Here is a 16027-nt window from a genome sequence, read left to right as displayed (position 1 = left end):
TATGGAAGACTTCAAATTAGATATTATCATTGGAGAGGGTCCTGCTGCACGAACTGTAAGAATAGATTTGCCTCATTTTACTCTGATAGGGGCAACTACTAGGATGGGTTTAATTTCCAATCCCTTAAGAGATCGTTTTGGTATACCGCTTAGATTAAATTTCTATGATATAGCTGAATTAGAAGAGGTGATTTTTAGGGGAGCTAAAATTTTACAGATTAAGATTAATAGTGAGGGTGCTAGAGAGATTGCTCAGCGTTCTCGCGGAACTCCTAGAATAGCGCTTAGAATTTTAAAAAGAGTACGGGACTTTGCTTTATATGAGAATGAAGAAATAATAGAGAAAAGAATTGCAAATATTGCACTAGATTCTCTAGAGGTAGATAATTGTGGCTTGGATGCGATTGACCGGAAATATTTGCTCTACATGTATGATCATTACCAGGGAGGTCCAGTTGGTATTGATACTATTGCAGCTGGTTTGTCAGAGCAAAAAGACACAGTAGAAGAAACTATAGAGCCTTATTTGTTGCAGCAAGGTTTTATAGGTAAGACTCCAAGAGGGAGAGTTTTAACAAGTAAATCATATCAGCATTTGAATGTGGTTCAAGCCACAAATAATAACTAAGAGTTTAAACTAATATAATGACGCATAATTTTAATTGTAGGATATATTACGAAGATACAGATGCAGGGGGGGTAGTATATTATGCTAATTATCTAAAGTTCGCGGAAAGAGCTAGAACTGAATTATTGCGAAGCTATGCTATCAATCAAGAAGTGCTAGCAACAAAGCATGATGTTTTATTTGTAGTAAGAAGTGCGGCTTTAGAACTGTTAAGACCAGCAAAACTAGATGATTTCTTAAGAATAGAAACAGAAGTAATAGATGTTAAAGCTGCAACAATTATGTTGGAACAAAATATATATTTGGAAAATACAAAATTGTGTAATATAAAGATAAAGCTAGTTGTGATAAATAAAAAATTCAGGCCAATTAGATTACCTGAGTTTTTAAAAAAAGTTTTTAGTAAGGACGGATGTTAAAAAAAATTATTTGTATTTTAAGTGTTTTTATATCTTTGCATAATCTATCTTATGCTGAGAGTGGGGAGGATTTATCTAATAAATTTTTGGTTAATGACATCAAGGTTGATGAGGTTTCTGAGACGGCTGAGCTAGCCAGAAAAAATGCTATTATATATGCGCACAAAAAAGCTTTTGATATTTTAACAGCAAGAATATTTGCGGATACAATAACGGAAGAATTTTCAGAAGAACAAATATCTTCTTTAGTTGAAGCAATAGAGTTCAAAGATGAAGTTATAACAGATAAAAGATACACAGCAGTCATAGATGTAAGTTTTCAGCTAGAACAAACTCAGTTTTTTATTAATAATAATTTGCTTAATAAAAGAATAGAGATGTTATCTGCCGTTATAATACCTGTTTTTAACGAAAATGGTATGTATAAATTATGGCAAAGAAGTAATTTCTGGTTTGATAGTTGGCTAAGAGCTGACAAAAGCAGCATGATAGACTTTAAATTATTGTCAGGTGATTTAAGTGATATGAGCAATTTTAGGGTTGCAAACATAGGAAATATAAGTAGCGAAAAATTACAGCAGCTTAAATTAGAGTATAATGTAGATAGAATTATAGTTGCAGAAGTGGAATATCTATATAATAACATAGATGACAACACTAAGCTTAATCTATATTACAAAGATCTAGAGCAAGGGTCTAATAGAAATCTTATCAAATCTGTTGATTCGGACAAAAAAGAGGGAGTAAACCTACATTTAGATGGTCTAGTCAAAGCAGTAGTTAGTCATATGGAAGTAGAGTGGATGAATTACAATAATGTGACAGAAAACGCGAATAAGCAGGATTTTATTATCAAATTTAGTGATTTGGCTGAATTGCTTGAAATACAAAAATCTATTGAAGAGCTTAGTTTGGTAAAAACCTTAGAAATGCATTCTTTTTCATCCAGATATGCAAAGGTTTCAGTTGACTTTATTGAGAAGCCTATAGAGATTTTTGAATTGATGAAGGATTTAGGTTTTAAAATTTCCAGAGAGCAAAATTATGTTATTATCGAAAGTCGTTAATTATGAATTATTTGCTTAAACTATTTTGTACCCTTTTAGTATTATTTACTTGTCTTGCGTTTTTGGGCTCAGTAAGCAGTATTTTGCTACCTTTTGTAACTGGTATAATTTTAGCTTACTTTTTAGATCCAGCAGCAGATAAATTAGAACAAAAAGGCTTTTCAAGAACTAGCGCAACAATCATTATTTTAATGTCTTTCATTCTTGCAATTGGCATGCTTGGTTATTTTTTAGGCCCTATCTTATATGCTGAGGCTAAGGCCTTTGCTATAAATGTGCCTAATTACATTAAGAAGTTTGAAATTTTTGCTACACCATATATCAATATTTTTTATGAAAGAATAGGTCACTCTGGAGATGCAGATAATATTAATTTTTTAGCTAAAATAACAGAATATAGTTTGAATGTTTCTCAAGCTATTTTAGCAAATATAATTTACTCATCTATTGCCTTCATTAATTTATTCTCATTGTTAGTAATCACACCAATAGTTACATTCTACTTGCTTAGAGATTGGGATTTGATGCTTTTAGCTTTAAGTAAATTAATGCCTAAAAAATTCAAAAAAGATATTTTGCAGAATTTTAGAGCTGTAGATCAGGTCCTGTCAGCTTATATTAGGGGGCAAACTAATGTGTGTTTGTTGCTGGGGATATTTTATGCATTTTTTCTATCACTAATTGGTTTGAATCATGGCTTCTTAATTGGCTTTCTCACTGGGATTTTTTCTTTTATTCCATATTTTGGTGTTGTAATAGGTATGGCTATAGGAATTGCTGTGGCAATATTCCAATTTGATAGCTATGTGCAGATTTTAGGAGTGTTGCTGATTTTTGTAATAGGACAATTCGTTGAAGGAAACTTTGTTACGCCTAAATTTGTGGGTGATAAAATAGGTATACATCCTGTATTAATTATTTTCTCTTTACTATCTGGCGCAGCATTATTTGGCTTTTTAGGAATTTTATTTGCAATACCAGCTATTGCAATAATTGGAGTTTTAACTAAATTTTTTGTAAAAATATATAAAAGATCAAATTTTTTTCTTGCTAAATAGTGATAATTAGCAAAAATTATGTTACATCTAAAGTGCAAAAAGTAGATTTATGAAAATAATTATAATATTAAGTTTATTTATCACATCATTATTATTAGCGTCCTGCAATGTCGGTGTATATAATAAAAATGAATCTAACAATAAAAATGTAGTGATAAGTGAAAATGATGCCATTGGCAATGCTGATGAGGTAAAACCTCTGTTCGAAATTGAGCCAATAGGTAGTAATATAGGAGCTTTGTATAATGGCTTAATTGCGGGTGATATTACAATGGAATATAATGAATATTTGCAAAAAATATTAGAGCACGAATATGATGGCAGAGAATATGACTTTGTCTCAAGTGATAAATCTTTCGTGAGTAAAATAAGCTTAAAAGAGACTTTTAAAATAGTGGAGTATAATACATATTGCAGAGAATATTATCAAGACATAGAGTATATGTCTGATATATTGTCATTTTCATCAATTTCTTGTAGAAGTAATGATGGGTTATGGCATAATTTAGTTAAAAACAATTAAGCAGGTTATAATGGTTGACGATAAAATTTTTCAAGGAGATTTATTAAAAGGTAAAAAAGGTCTCATTATGGGCGTTGCTAACGACAAGTCAATTGCTTGGGGTATTGCAAAACAAGCAAGTGCACAAGGAGCAGAGCTAGCTTTCTCTTATCAAGGTGAAGTATTAGAAAAAAGAGTTAAGCCTTTAGCTAGTTCAGTTGGTTCTAAGTTAGTATTAGAATGTGATGTAACTAGCGAAGAATCCATAGATAAATTATTCGCTGTGCTTAAAGAAGAGTGGGGAGAGTTAGATTTTGTAGTGCACGCTATAGCATATTCAGATAAGAACGAATTAAAGGGCCGCTATGTAGATACAAGCGCAAAGAACTTTGCCATGACCATGAATATTTCTTGTTATTCTTTTACGGCAATTTCAAAAAGAGCGTCTGAAATGATGGCACCAGGAGGTAGTTTATTAACTTTAAGTTACTATGGAGCTGAAAAGGTAATGCCTCATTATAATGTAATGGGAGTAGCTAAGGCAGCGTTAGAGGCGAGTGTTAGATATTTAGCCGCTGATTTAGGCAAGGATGGTATTAGGGTAAATGCAATCTCAGCAGGACCATTAAGAACTTTGGCAGCAGCAGGTATTGGTGATTTCAGATATATGCTAAAATGGAATGAGTATAATTCACCACTTAGAAGAAATGTTTCTATTGCTGATGTAGGTCGCAGTGGTTTATATTTAGTTAGTGATTTATCTAGTGGTGTTACTGGTGAGATAATTTATGTTGATTCTGGTTTTCATGTAGTTGGTATGAAGGCGATAGATGCGCCAGATTTATCAATTGTGAAAGAATAATAATTAAATAATTAGTTGAAAATTGACTAAAAAGAATAGTCTCAATTATTTTGTTAGGATTTATAGGTCCTTTTATGATAAGGGTTTTTATAATAATGTAGCATATCAGCAAAATAACATTGGTGTTAACTTATTAGTCTTCATTTTGTTTGTTACCTATTTAGTTCCTTCTTTAATAATTTATAATAAATTTACAACATTTGCTTTTGCAACTACCCAAAGTAGTAAATTAAGCGAGCTAGGTGATAATTTAGCAGAAGTTCCAGAGATTTATATAAATAATAGAGAATTATCCAATGAAGATAACATAAATATACCTTATGAACTAGATGTTAGTTTCCTTGACAAGACTCTACTTACATTTAATGAACAGGAAAATTCCCTAATTGGGACTAATTCAATCATTTTATTTTCTAAATCTGGCTTATATTTTGATAATATGGAGATGATCTCCATTTTGTTAAATTCATTTGAACTTGGAAATATTCCTTTAGATAAATTAGGCAATAATACAAATTTTCAGGAATATCCTCAGGATAATTTTACTATAAATGGTGAAAAGCTGATTAAATGGTCGGAAAGTTATATTAATTACCTTGGTAGTAATGTTTTATTTTCACTTTTGCCTTTAGCGCTTATAGCGGCAATAATATTAAAAATGATTGAAATTTTTATCTTAAGTTTAATCACTTCATCATTATTAAATCGCAGAAAAATTAAATTACCCAGTAAAAAAGTTTTTGCCTTAACTTTAGCAGCAATGTTGCCTGGCTTGGTGTTAAAAGCTTTGGATGCATTTAGTCTGTGGTCATCTAGGTTAATATCTAATAATAATTATGGCTCAATAATTATGCTTGCCATAAATATTTATTTTATTTATTTCGCGGTGAGTTCGCTGCAGCAAAATAACTCACGATCTGAGTAAGCATTTCTGTTAAATTACCATTTAGGATATTTGTGATATCAGAGCTTTCAAAGCCAGTTCTTATATCTTTGACCATTTGATATGGCTGCATTACATATGATCTAATTTGGTTGCCCCAGCCTATCTCTGTTTTGCTTGCATTTAAATTATCTTCTGCATCTTGTTTTTTGCGCATTTCAAGCTCATATAGTCTTGATTTTAGCATTTTAAAAGCTTCTTCGCGATTTTTATGTTGTGATCTACTATTTTGACATTGCACAGCTATATTTGTAGGCAAATGAGTTATTCTAATCGCTGAATCAGTTTTATTAACATGTTGGCCACCAGCTCCTGATGCTCTGTAAGTATCAATGCGCAAATCCTTATCTAAAATTTCAATATTAATAGTATCGTCTATCTTTGGATAGCACCATACGCTAGCAAAGCTAGTCATTCTTTTACCCCCAGAGTTAAAAGGTGAAATTCTAACTAAGCGATGCACACCTGCTTCATGTTTTAGCCAGCCATAAGCGTTGATACCCTTAATTAATAAAGTTACAGATTTTATTCCAGCTTCATCACCCTTTAATTCATCTAATATTTCACAAGGAAAGCGTTGCTGCTCTGCCCAGCGGATATACATTCTAAGTAGCATTTCTGCCCAATCGTGGCTTTCAGTGCCTCCAGCGCCTGGGTGAATCTCAACAAAACAGTAATTTTGATCAGCTTTACCTGAAAATAAGACATTTACTTTTAGTAGGTTAATTTGCTTAGCTAAAGATTTTAATTCATCATTTATCTCGTTTAGTGCATTTTGATCATTCTCTGCATCAGCTAATTTTAGAAATTCTTTATGATCGTTAAATTCTTGAGCTAAATTCATGTAAGATTGATATTTTTTGCTCACAATTTCTTTTTGACTAAGAATTTTTTTGGCACGCTCTTGATCTTGCCATAATTCTGGATCTTGTGTTTGCTCTTCTAACTGGGCAAGTTCTAAAGCTAGGTTATCAGGGTCAAAGACAGTCTTTAAGAAGGTTTAATGACTTTTGTGTTTCAGAAATTAAATGTTGTAATTCTGCGTTCATATTAATTATTTAGTTATAAGGAAATAACTGGTGGGTCTGGGTAGAGTTGAACTACCGACCTCACGCTTATCAGGCGTGCGCTCTAACCACTGAGCTACAGACCCATTTAGGGTAAGCTTTTTATAAAAACTTATATGGTGTTTGTCAAGCACGTTTAACAGTAAGTAATATAATCTTGCATTTTTGTAAATATGACTTAGTTCTATTTTAATGAATAATAGTAAAGCATTTACCTTAATAGAATTATCCATGGTGCTAATTATCATTGCAATGTTAATAGCAGCTGTAATGAAAAGTAGTTCAATTATAGCTCAAGCAAAAGCCAAAGGAGTCTTGATGGAGATTTCCAAATTAAGATCATATGTAGAAGAGTTTAAAGTGGCTTATAACTTAGCTTTACCCGGCGATATGAGTAATGCTTATAAATATTTTTCTGACTGTGGCATAGATAGTGCTGCGCCAACTGGCTGTAATGGTAATGGTAATGGTAATATAGGCTTCTCATCATATGACTCCGGCTATGTAGAATCATATAGATTCTGGCAACATTTAGAGCGGGCAGGTTTACTAGATCAGTCTCTTTCTGGCACTATAAATATAACTTCACCATATGCGGATGAAACAAATTCGTATAATTCTAAAGCAATTAGTGGTGCAATATATTTTCCTGCTTTTGCATATTTGATGACTGATGGGCAATTTTACTCTAATAATTTAAGAAATAGCAATTTATTTGTATTGGCAAGACCAAGTGCAGAAATAGATATAGCAAGTAATAAAGTAATGAGCCCGATGATTGCTTATAATATAGATCTAAAAATTGACGATGGAAAACCAAGAGCGGGAAGAATAAAAGCTTATAATTATTATCATGATGTAAATGGTTATCATGGCACAACAGCTGGAAATATATCAGGTACTGAGTGTGATTCTCTAGGCGATACAAATGAGCATAGCGATACAGTTTTGCTAGCTGCCTATTATGAAATTAGCTTATCTAGTGAAGAGTGTATATTATTAATTGACTTTTAAACTCGAACTTAAAATAATGAAATAATAAAATAACAGCTGTAACCATGAAAAAAACCTTAATAATATATTTATCACTTTTTTTAACTTTGGCCAATTGTGCACATAAACCAACTAAACAAGAAGAGTCTGGTTTAGAGTTACCAAATTGGGTGCTAAGTCCTTATGTGGAAGGTAAGATAGCAGCCGTTGGTATGGCGCCTAAAAGCCGTGGAGGTTTACAATTCCAGATTCCTCAAGCAGAATCGGACGCTAGGGCAAACATAGCGGCGCAAATAGAAACAGAAGTGTCGCGCATGACCAAAGATGCTATAAGAGCTGCAAGAATTTCAGAAGTAGAAGAGGTTGAAAATGTTTTTTCACAAGTTACTAAAAATTTAGTTAAGCAAGTACCACTTAGGGGAACAAGAAGAATTAATTTATACCGAGATAAAACGGACGGATCTTTATATGTTCACATGGTCATAGATAATGACATGATAAGGGATCATTTTGAAGATAGTTTAGATGCTTATGGTAAAGCTTTAAATGCGACAAATTTATCAAGAGATTTAATTAGTAAATCTGAGCAGGCAGTTAAAAACCTATATGAAGAACTAGAAGAGGAGCTAGATGATTAAACTAGTTTTTTTTAGTATATTTTTGTTTTCATGTTCTGAGCAACTACCCCAGCATGAGGGCAACAATAAAGTTAAAGAAGCAGAAGAGCGTTTCGACAAATTATATAATGAGCTTGATCAATATTAGTGCAGCGTAGATTAACCTTAATATTGACTTTATTATTAGCTTCTTGTTCTTATAAACAAGAGGTAGAGTCGCGTATTTCGTCAGTAGAAATAGAAGAAAATATAATTATCAAATATGTTATCTCAAAAGATGATGTGGCAAATAATGATTTTATTGATTCTAAAAAAATTATTAAAGGTTTTTTAATCAACTCACATAATTAACAAACGCGTTTAGATATAGGTGCGATAATAAAAAGTCTGAAAAGTTTTTAAATTATTTCAAAGAGTCATAAATGATGAAATATTATGAATAGATCATTAGCCCAGAAAGTCACTAAAGTCTAATTGAATATTTGCACTTAATATAAAGTCATGAAACATGGCTAGGCATTCTATAATTAGTTTGTATTTTTACAATTACACCGTAACGCAAAATATGGAAGCTTTAAATAAATTTAGCTTTTTGAATTAAGTGAGATGTCGATATTAAGAGCAGAGAGCTATAAAATAAAGCCCAAGCTTACCGAGAAGCGCAGAATAAAAGATTTGGAGTTAGGAGTTGAGTCCTGTAACTTACTTCGCATGAAAAGAGTTTATATGCTGTTTTATTGAAGCATATTAATAATTTATATAAAAGTGAGGTGAAAATTAGTTAAAAAAACTCATCAAAATTTTGATATAGATAAGTTGATGTTTTATTTATGTGGCAAAATTCTTTATCATAAAATTATTCAATTTAACATTATGCACCCTTATATAATCGCAATTATTAGCAATTTTAGCGGAGAATACTGCGGTTAAGCTATCTTTATCAATTTCACTTTTGGGTTCAAATTGATTTAAAAAAGATTTTCTCGAATGACCAACAAAAATAGGAACATTAAGCTCGTTAAACTCATTTAAATGACTTAAAATTAAGATAGATTGTTTAGGGGTTTTGCCAAAGCCAATACCAATATCAAAAATAATTTTTTTTCTATTAACATTATTTTTAACTAAATAAGAAATCTTTTCACTAGCCCAATTTTTTACTTCATTAATCACATCTAGCTGTTCGGAAATAGTAACTTCAGGGTCAGAGGGTATGCCTAAGTTATGATTTAAGACAATTTTGGCTTCTGAGTTTTGGATTACTTCGAGCATTGCTGGGTCTGAAAGAGCGGAAACATCATTGATTATGTCTATGCCAAGCTTAACAGCTTCCAATGCAGTATGGGCATATCTTGTGTCAATACTTGCTTGTGCGTTATTTGCATGAATTAGCGCAATGGCCTCTGGTAAAACTTGCTTTAATCGTTGCCATTCTTCTTTTTGCGTAATTAAAGATGCATGTGGCCTAGTTGATTCTGCCCCAATATCAATAACAGAAGCACCATCCTCAATAAGTTGTTTGATTTGCTTTAATGCTTTTTCTTTGTCATTAAATTTACCACCATCAGAGAATGAATCAGGCGTAAGGTTGATGATTCCAACTATCTTTGTCATAATTTTATAGATATTTTTACTTTCCAGCAGATATTATGATTTATATTACCTGAATTTACAATTTCTTTTAGCGTTTTTTTGTAAAAATTCCCTTTTATCGGGTATTGCCAATTTGGTAATATTTCACTTGCAGGTAGCAACGTAAAAGGTCGTTCTAAAAAGCTTTTATGCGGTATAGATAATTGCTCTGTTTGAATTATTTTATTACCATAAGCTAATATATCTAGGTCTATTTCTCTTGGCGACCATACACCTCTGTTAACTCTTCCTACTTCTTGTTCTATATTTTTAATTAGCTTTAACAAATTTGCAGGTTCGTAATTAGTCAAACCAGAAATTGCTAAATTATAAAAGTTAATATCCCAATCATCTGGCGCATTTTCTGGTAATAAAGCTTTAGATTCGTAGATATTGGAAATCTTGATATTAGTAACAATATTTTTTCTTGTTAATTTGGTTATGGCTAATTTTATATTATGCAGTTTATTGCCAACATTACTGCCTATTCCAATAATAATATGTTCCATAAATGTTATTAATAGTTTGGTTGTGGTTTTAGAGAATAATTGATTTTTACAAAAAACTCTTTAATTTCAACTTTTTATATAGTTTTTATGGCAAGTAACAGTTTCGGAGATTTTTTTAGATTTACCAGTTGGGGTGAAAGCCATGGCAAGGCAATAGGTTGTGTTATAGATGGGGTTCCACCTTTAATTGAGCTAAGTGCAGGTGATATCCAGGGTTATTTAGATTTGAGAAAGCCAGGTCAATCAAAATATACAACTCAAAGACAAGAAGAAGATAAGGTAGAGATTCTATCTGGAGTTTTTGAAGGTAAAACCACAGGCACGCCAATTTCGTTGATAATTTACAATCAGGATCAGCGCTCAAAAGATTATAGTGAGATAAAAGATAAGTTCAGGCCAGGTCATGCAGATTACACATATCATCACAAATATGGTATAAGAGATTATCGTGGTGGTGGTAGGTCTTCGGCAAGAGAAACTGCTATGCGAGTTGCAGCAGGAGCGGTAGCTAGGAAAATATTAGGTAATAAAGTCACTATTTCAGCTGCATTAGTTAAAATGGGTAATTTAGCCGCAAACAAAGCAGAGTGGGATGATAGTCAAATAATCTCTAATCCTTTTTTTCTACCAGATCTAAATAGATTAACAGAATTTGAAGAATATCTTGCTAAAGTTAGAAAAAATGGCAGCTCGGTAGGTGCCACAATTGAAATCAGAATAAATGGTGTTGATGTTGGGCTTGGAGATCCTATTTATGACAAGTTAGATGCAAAGTTAGCTTCAGCTATGATGAGTATAAATGCAGTTAAATCTGTGGAAATTGGAACGGGTGCGGAAGTTTCGGCAATGTCGGGCGAAGAAAATGCAGATGAAATAGATTTCACGAATAACAAAGTTGTTTTTAATAATAATAATGCAGGTGGTATTTTAGGTGGCATTTCCTCTGGTCAAGAAATTAGGCTTAGATTTACAGTAAAGCCTACAAGTTCTATTTTAACTCCGCGAAAAACACTGGATATTAACAATCAACCCACTACAATCATAACTAAAGGAAGGCATGACCCGTGTGTAGGTATAAGAGCCGTACCAGTAGCTAGCGCTATGGCGGCATGTGTGATTGCGGATAGCATGTTAAAACAAAAGGCACTAAAATTTTAATATAATGAAACAGATCTTATTTTTTTTATTTTTACTCTCTTCTTGCACCCCTAAAGAATATAGTTTGCCTGATTGGTACTTAACTCCAGTAAATAACAATGCTCAAAAATTATATGGAATTGGTTATGGTAGTAATTTGGAAGATGCGACTAAATTTGCTTTAAATAATATGTCAGAAAGACTAAAGGTCGAGATATCTTCATCTTTTCAAACTTATAAGCAAGAAGCGGTTGTTAATGATAATAGTGAATTTTCATATAATGTTAACCAAAGAGTAAAAGCAAAAGTAAAAGAGATCGAATTTAATAATTACTTTATTGAAAACACAGCAGAGCATAATAAACAATTTTATGTATTGTTAAGTGTAAATAAAGCGGAATTAGTTAATAATTACGCTGATAAAATAGCAAAAAGACAAGTTAAAATAGAGGCTTCTTTAAGTGCTCTTAAGGGAAAATCTATAATAAAGCAGTTATCTTTATACAATGAAATAATTGAGCCAATAAAGGATAATGAAGCGAGAATAGCTTTAATTAGAAATATCACTAAGGACCGAAGAAGATTATCAAATTTAACTACATTATATCAAAAAATAACAGCTGATCAAGTAGCAAATAAAAGTAAGTTAATTGTAAATCTAGCAGCAAAGCCATCAGATAAAAGAATAGCAGATTTGTTATCTGCCTCATTAAATAAATTGAAAATATCCACTTCAGAAGCTGCAGAAACTCCAAATAATAATAAAGTTGCTATTTTGATGATATCATCAGAAACTACACATCAAGAAATATATTCAGCGCATGTTGTAAAGTTAGTAATAAATTTAAAGTTAGTAGAAAAATTTGGTAAGCAAATAGCCTCCAATCAAATAGAAATTTCTGCTTCTTCTTCTATAAGCTCAAATGAAGCAATAAACGCAGCAATAGCAAAGTTAAAAAGAAAAATCAACACAGAGCAAATATATAATATCTTAGGTTTATAATATGAAAAAAATACTTCTCTCTACAATAGCTTTAGCTTTTCTTGCTAATTGTGCTCCCAAAATTAAAGACTTTAACAATTACATTAAGCAGCCAATTTTAAAGTCTGAATTTATTTCAGAAGAAAAATTCAAAAAAGATAAGCCAAGTGTGGTGGTAGCCAATTTTAACAATAGGGATAGCGAATTAGCAAGAAAAGCGAATCTTGGTAGCTCTATGGCAGTTACAGTAGAAAATTTTCTTGGCGCAAGTAAATTAGTAAAATTGCAAGACAGAAAAGCATTTAAAAATTTGGAAAAAGAAATAGCTTTAGCTGAAATGCAGGAAACAGGTAGTTACACAGGTCCTATATCAGCTGACTATGTGGTATCTGGAGATGTAAGTATTGCGGATTATCAATATAAATTTATTGCAGAAAAAGTTTCTTACAACCCTAAAAGTGGGGGTATCTACAGAACACCTGCAAAAAATAAATATACTGCTACTTTTTCGGGAAATCTAAAAATATATGAGCTACCTTCACTTAAATTATCAGAAGTAATTCCAATTTCAGGAAAAAAAATTAGGACTGAGGATGCAGTAGTAAATAAAGCTTGGTTATTTAATTCAACAATTGATACTTCTACAATGAAAAAAAGTGATTTAGAATTAGTGCAAAAAGCAGGAGAGGTAGCTTTAAAAAAGAATCAGCATATTTTAAAGAACATTTTTTCTAATTTAAGAAAAGGCTATATTTTGGAAAAAAGAGCCAAAGGTAATAAAACGTTATTTAAAATCTCTCTAGGCAAAGATTCTGCAATTAAGCTAGGTCAAAAAGTAAAGATTTTTACTATAGAAGAAAATGAAAACCCAATTACAGGGGACGTTAAGGAAGAAAATGTTGAAGTTGGCGTGGGTGTTATTACAGATAGAATTTCTAGTAAATATGCATGGGTTTTAGTGAAGGATAAGCAAGTAGCTTCAAGGCTAAAAATAGGAGATTTTGTTACAGTTATGTATAAAAAATCACATCTTAAAAACCTTCTTTTAACTTACACTGATTAACTATAGTTACGGCTATATCTATAGGAAGCTTTGGATAATAGTTACTTTGTAATTAAGTAACTACTGAGTTTTAACAACTAATAAGTTCTAAATAAAGCTTAACGTTCATTTTTAGCTTTAAAAATCAAGCAGTAAGTTTACATCTATTGCTAGATAAATGCCTATTATTTATATCCGAAAACTTTGTACTTTATCTACAAAGTTATGATAATTTCGTACTTATCCTAATATTAGATTTATTAAAAATTTTGTATAATAGTTACTAATAATTAAGCAGCGCTACTTGGTTGTAATAATTAACAGACTTTAAAGAAAAGCTTAACTTTCATTTGTAGCTTAAAAATTAAAGAGTAAGTTTACATTTATTGCTAGATAAATGCCTATTATTTATATTTGAAAATTTTGTACTTTATCTATAAGATTATGATAACTTTGTACTAATCCTAATATAGCTTGAGGGTTATGTTAGTTACAAGGTTTCAATTGTATTGATAGGGGGTTAGCATAGTGCTTTAGCTAACATTATTAGTTTGAAATAATGTCTAAAGCTTTAGAAAGGTATTCTCTACGATAATTAATGAGAAAAACTAAAATTGAGCTACAGATTAAAAGATAAGGACTTAAAAACCAACTTAAAGCTACAGTACCAAAATAATAACTTCTTATACCCATAGAAAAATGCCTAGCGGCATTTGCAAGTATTTTAGCATTACGGATTACAGCGTTATTATAATCTTCATGACTATCAATAGGAGTGAATATTAGAATAGAAGCGTAGTTATATTGCCTTAAAGCCCAGGTATATTTAAAGAAGGAATATATAAAGATAACAATTAGTAATAAAATCTTTAATTCATATGCAACCTCAGACTTTCCACCTAAAAAGGTTATATCTGACACAAAATTAATAATTTTGTCACCATAAGTTAGCAAAGGAATTAAACCTGCAATAATTAAAATCGAGGTGGACGCAAAAAAAGACACAGAACGCATTAAATTACCTAAGGTGGTGGCATCTACAGATTTATCTTCCCTTTTTAAGCAATCTTTCATCCATTTTAAGCGATAATCCAACATGATACCATAAAGGTTATCTTTATTTTTTTTGAAGATTTTTAAATATCCTGAATAACCAACCCAGCTAAATATAAAGGTGAGAAAAGCTAATAAATCTATATTATTGGTTATGTGTTCCATTTCTAATTGCTGTAGATGATATGTTAATTTTTTGCATTTTAATAATAGACCAAGCAGGAGGGTTAATATTGCTTAGCTTGTTTATTTCAGAGAATTTAATTTGACTATCATTATATAGCTCATTAAAAACATTAGGCAACCCAAGATCTTCATTTCTTGGAAAAATCGCAATATTAATTAAGTTGATAATTTCTTCATACATATACCATCGATTAAAGTTGGCTAAATTATCAGCGCCCATTAACCAAATAAATTTATGTTCTTTAAATGTACTTAGCAGCTTCTTTATGAGATTAATGCTATAGCTTTTTTCACCTGCATTTTCTAAAAGTTTAACTTTTATAAAATCAGGTTTGTTAAGTTTCCTAGCAAAATCTACTCTTTCATTAATGTTTTTAAGCTCACTATTTTTCTTTAAAGGATTAAGTGGTGACACTATCCACCATACTTCATCTAATCGAAGAGATTTGAAAGCGTTTTTAGAGATTTCTATATGACCGGTGTGAGCCGGGTTAAAAGAACCCCCAATTAAACCTATAACAGCCATTTATTAACTGGTTGTCTTGGACCGCAAGGGCTGTTTTCTATGCCAACACATGGGCTTTTGAGGTCTTCTCCATTTCCAGATGAGCAAGAAACAACTAAGAGTAGTAATGGTGCGAATAATATAATCTTTAACATAATGTATGATATTAAAACTAATAATTTTAAAAGAAATGTTTTTTTGGTTGCAAGTTAAGTATAATGCAACTATATTTCCCCTTCCTATTAAACTAAATAAAGTATTTTAAATGGCAACAGAAACTGCGATAAAGCCAAAAAAAGATAAAATAGAAAAACAAACAGAATCACAGGAAGTGGTAAAATCCCCTAAGATAAAAGTAAGTTTAGCTAAAACATCTGTAAATAAACTATCAGATATTAAGAAAAATTGGTATCTCATAGATGTTCAAGACATCGTATTGGGTAGAGCAGCAGCACATATTGCTACTATATTAAGAGGAAAAAATAAAGTAGATTACACACCTTTCTTAGATTGTGGAGACAATGTTGTAGTAATAAACTCAGACAAAATTAAGCTAAAGGGTAATAAGTTAAATGATAAAACTTATTATTGGCATACTGGTTATCCTGGTGGAATCAAAGATATCACAGCTAAGAAATTTTTAGAAAAAGACTCTACAAAAATGTTTAGAAGAGCTCTTAAAGGTATGTTGCCAAGAGGTCCTTTAGGTAGAAAGCAGTTAAGCAATCTTCATGTTTTTAAGGGGGCTGAGCATGCTCACGAAGCGCAAAAGCCAGAATTAATAGATTTAAGTAAATTAAATAACAAAAATAGCAGGTAATTTCC

20 protein-coding genes and 1 tRNA gene are annotated in these 16027 nt (G+C 31.4%); 14 read left to right on the top strand and 7 right to left on the bottom strand.

The features are described from left to right. From ruvB to HOH73_06400, 7 genes are all read left to right on the top strand, one after another. Positions 1-628, top strand: a 628-nt coding sequence (gene ruvB / locus HOH73_06430) for a Holliday junction branch migration DNA helicase RuvB (GenBank protein MBT5828490.1), incomplete at its 5' end; no start/stop codon positions are given. Positions 629-645: 17 nt separating this feature from the next. Then, entirely contained in the window at positions 646-1047 is a 402-nt protein-coding gene (gene ybgC, locus HOH73_06425; protein ID MBT5828489.1) for a tol-pal system-associated acyl-CoA thioesterase, read from the top strand. Next, positions 1041-2114, top strand: a complete 1074-nt coding sequence (locus tag HOH73_06420; GenBank protein MBT5828488.1) for a hypothetical protein — start codon at positions 1041-1043, stop codon at positions 2112-2114. Before ybgC ends, HOH73_06420 begins: the two co-directional genes overlap by 7 nt. A 2-nt stretch (positions 2115-2116) precedes the next feature. After that, positions 2117-3172, top strand: a complete 1056-nt coding sequence (locus tag HOH73_06415) for an AI-2E family transporter (protein ID MBT5828487.1) — start codon at positions 2117-2119, stop codon at positions 3170-3172. 49 nt (positions 3173-3221) lie between these two features. Beyond that, positions 3222-3695: a hypothetical protein gene (locus HOH73_06410; GenBank protein MBT5828486.1), complete on the top strand. Its 474-nt coding sequence runs from the start codon at positions 3222-3224 to the stop codon at positions 3693-3695. Positions 3696-3705: 10 nt separating this feature from the next. Then, complete coding sequence (gene fabI, locus HOH73_06405) at positions 3706-4536, top strand: enoyl-ACP reductase FabI (protein MBT5828485.1); 831 nt, start codon at positions 3706-3708, stop codon at positions 4534-4536. A gap of 22 nt (positions 4537-4558) precedes the next feature. Further along, positions 4559-5461 carry a hypothetical protein gene (locus tag HOH73_06400; GenBank protein ID MBT5828484.1) on the top strand — a complete coding sequence of 301 codons (903 nt, stop codon included), beginning with the start codon at positions 4559-4561 and terminating at the stop codon, positions 5459-5461. Here the strand turns inward: HOH73_06400 and HOH73_06395 are convergent. Beyond that, positions 5409-6528, bottom strand: a protein-coding gene (locus tag HOH73_06395) for a peptide chain release factor 2 (GenBank protein MBT5828483.1) whose coding sequence is annotated in 2 segments (ribosomal slippage) — positions 5409-6458 and positions 6460-6528 — 1119 coding nt in all. Because the reading frame shifts where the segments join, the coding sequence is not laid out codon by codon here. The genes HOH73_06400 and HOH73_06395 overlap by 53 nt on opposite strands. A gap of 28 nt (positions 6529-6556) precedes the next feature. Continuing rightward, a tRNA-Ile gene (locus tag HOH73_06390) sits at positions 6557-6632 on the bottom strand. A 106-nt stretch (positions 6633-6738) separates the two neighbouring features. Between HOH73_06390 and HOH73_06385 the strand changes: the two genes are divergently transcribed. The 3 genes from HOH73_06385 to HOH73_06375 all read left to right on the top strand — a co-directional run bounded on the left by HOH73_06385 (position 6739) and on the right by HOH73_06375 (position 8507). Next, positions 6739-7560 (top strand): prepilin-type N-terminal cleavage/methylation domain-containing protein, encoded by an 822-nt coding sequence (locus HOH73_06385; protein MBT5828482.1) that lies wholly within the window; start codon positions 6739-6741, stop codon positions 7558-7560. A gap of 44 nt (positions 7561-7604) precedes the next feature. Next, positions 7605-8177: an LPP20 family lipoprotein gene (locus HOH73_06380; protein ID MBT5828481.1), complete on the top strand. Its 573-nt coding sequence runs from the start codon at positions 7605-7607 to the stop codon at positions 8175-8177. Positions 8178-8303: 126 nt separating this feature from the next. Beyond that, positions 8304-8507: a hypothetical protein gene (locus HOH73_06375; GenBank protein ID MBT5828480.1), complete on the top strand. Its 204-nt coding sequence runs from the start codon at positions 8304-8306 to the stop codon at positions 8505-8507. A gap of 477 nt (positions 8508-8984) precedes the next feature. Here HOH73_06375 and folP read toward each other — a convergent pair whose 3' ends face one another. Both folP and folK read right to left on the bottom strand, forming a co-directional pair. Continuing rightward, on the bottom strand, positions 8985-9770 hold the full coding sequence (folP, locus tag HOH73_06370) for a dihydropteroate synthase (GenBank protein MBT5828479.1): 786 nt from the start codon (positions 9768-9770) through the stop codon (positions 8985-8987). Next, positions 9767-10297, bottom strand: coding sequence for a 2-amino-4-hydroxy-6-hydroxymethyldihydropteridine diphosphokinase (gene folK / locus HOH73_06365; protein ID MBT5828478.1), 531 nt, complete (start codon positions 10295-10297; stop codon positions 9767-9769). The genes folP and folK overlap by 4 nt, the downstream gene beginning before the upstream one ends. An 87-nt stretch (positions 10298-10384) precedes the next feature. On the opposite strand from folK, the gene aroC reads away from it, so the two are divergent. From aroC to HOH73_06350, 3 genes are read left to right on the top strand one after another with little or no spacing between them, the layout of a single operon-like run. Continuing rightward, positions 10385-11455 carry a chorismate synthase gene (gene aroC, locus HOH73_06360; protein MBT5828477.1) on the top strand — a complete coding sequence of 357 codons (1071 nt, stop codon included), beginning with the start codon at positions 10385-10387 and terminating at the stop codon, positions 11453-11455. 4 nt (positions 11456-11459) lie between these two features. After that, complete coding sequence (locus HOH73_06355; GenBank protein MBT5828476.1) at positions 11460-12437, top strand: LPP20 family lipoprotein; 978 nt, start codon at positions 11460-11462, stop codon at positions 12435-12437. 1 nt (position 12438) lies between these two features. Next, the gene (locus HOH73_06350; protein MBT5828475.1) at positions 12439-13479 is read left to right on the top strand and encodes a hypothetical protein; all 1041 of its coding nucleotides are present in this window, start codon (positions 12439-12441) and stop codon (positions 13477-13479) included. Between the two features lie 525 nt (positions 13480-14004). On the opposite strand, the gene HOH73_06345 is transcribed toward HOH73_06350, so the two are convergent. The 3 genes from HOH73_06345 to HOH73_06335 are packed head-to-tail and all read right to left on the bottom strand — an operon-like array spanning position 14005 to position 15357. Then, complete coding sequence (locus HOH73_06345; protein MBT5828474.1) at positions 14005-14676, bottom strand: DUF599 domain-containing protein; 672 nt, start codon at positions 14674-14676, stop codon at positions 14005-14007. Further along, positions 14657-15223, bottom strand: a complete 567-nt coding sequence (nadD, locus tag HOH73_06340) for a nicotinate (nicotinamide) nucleotide adenylyltransferase (protein MBT5828473.1) — start codon at positions 15221-15223, stop codon at positions 14657-14659. The genes HOH73_06345 and nadD overlap by 20 nt, the downstream gene beginning before the upstream one ends. After that, positions 15211-15357, bottom strand: a complete 147-nt coding sequence (locus HOH73_06335; protein ID MBT5828472.1) for a hypothetical protein — start codon at positions 15355-15357, stop codon at positions 15211-15213. Before HOH73_06335 ends, nadD begins: the two co-directional genes overlap by 13 nt. 110 nt (positions 15358-15467) lie before the next feature. Between HOH73_06335 and rplM the strand changes: the two genes are divergently transcribed. Further along, entirely contained in the window at positions 15468-16022 is a 555-nt protein-coding gene (rplM, locus tag HOH73_06330) for a 50S ribosomal protein L13 (protein MBT5828471.1), read from the top strand. Positions 16023-16027: the final 5 nt, after the last annotated feature.

It is taken from the genome of Alphaproteobacteria bacterium, from assembly GCA_018667735.1.
GTDB lineage: Bacteria > Pseudomonadota > Alphaproteobacteria > Rickettsiales > JABIRX01 > JABIRX01.
This window is presented reverse-complemented; position numbering and strand designations above follow the sequence as displayed.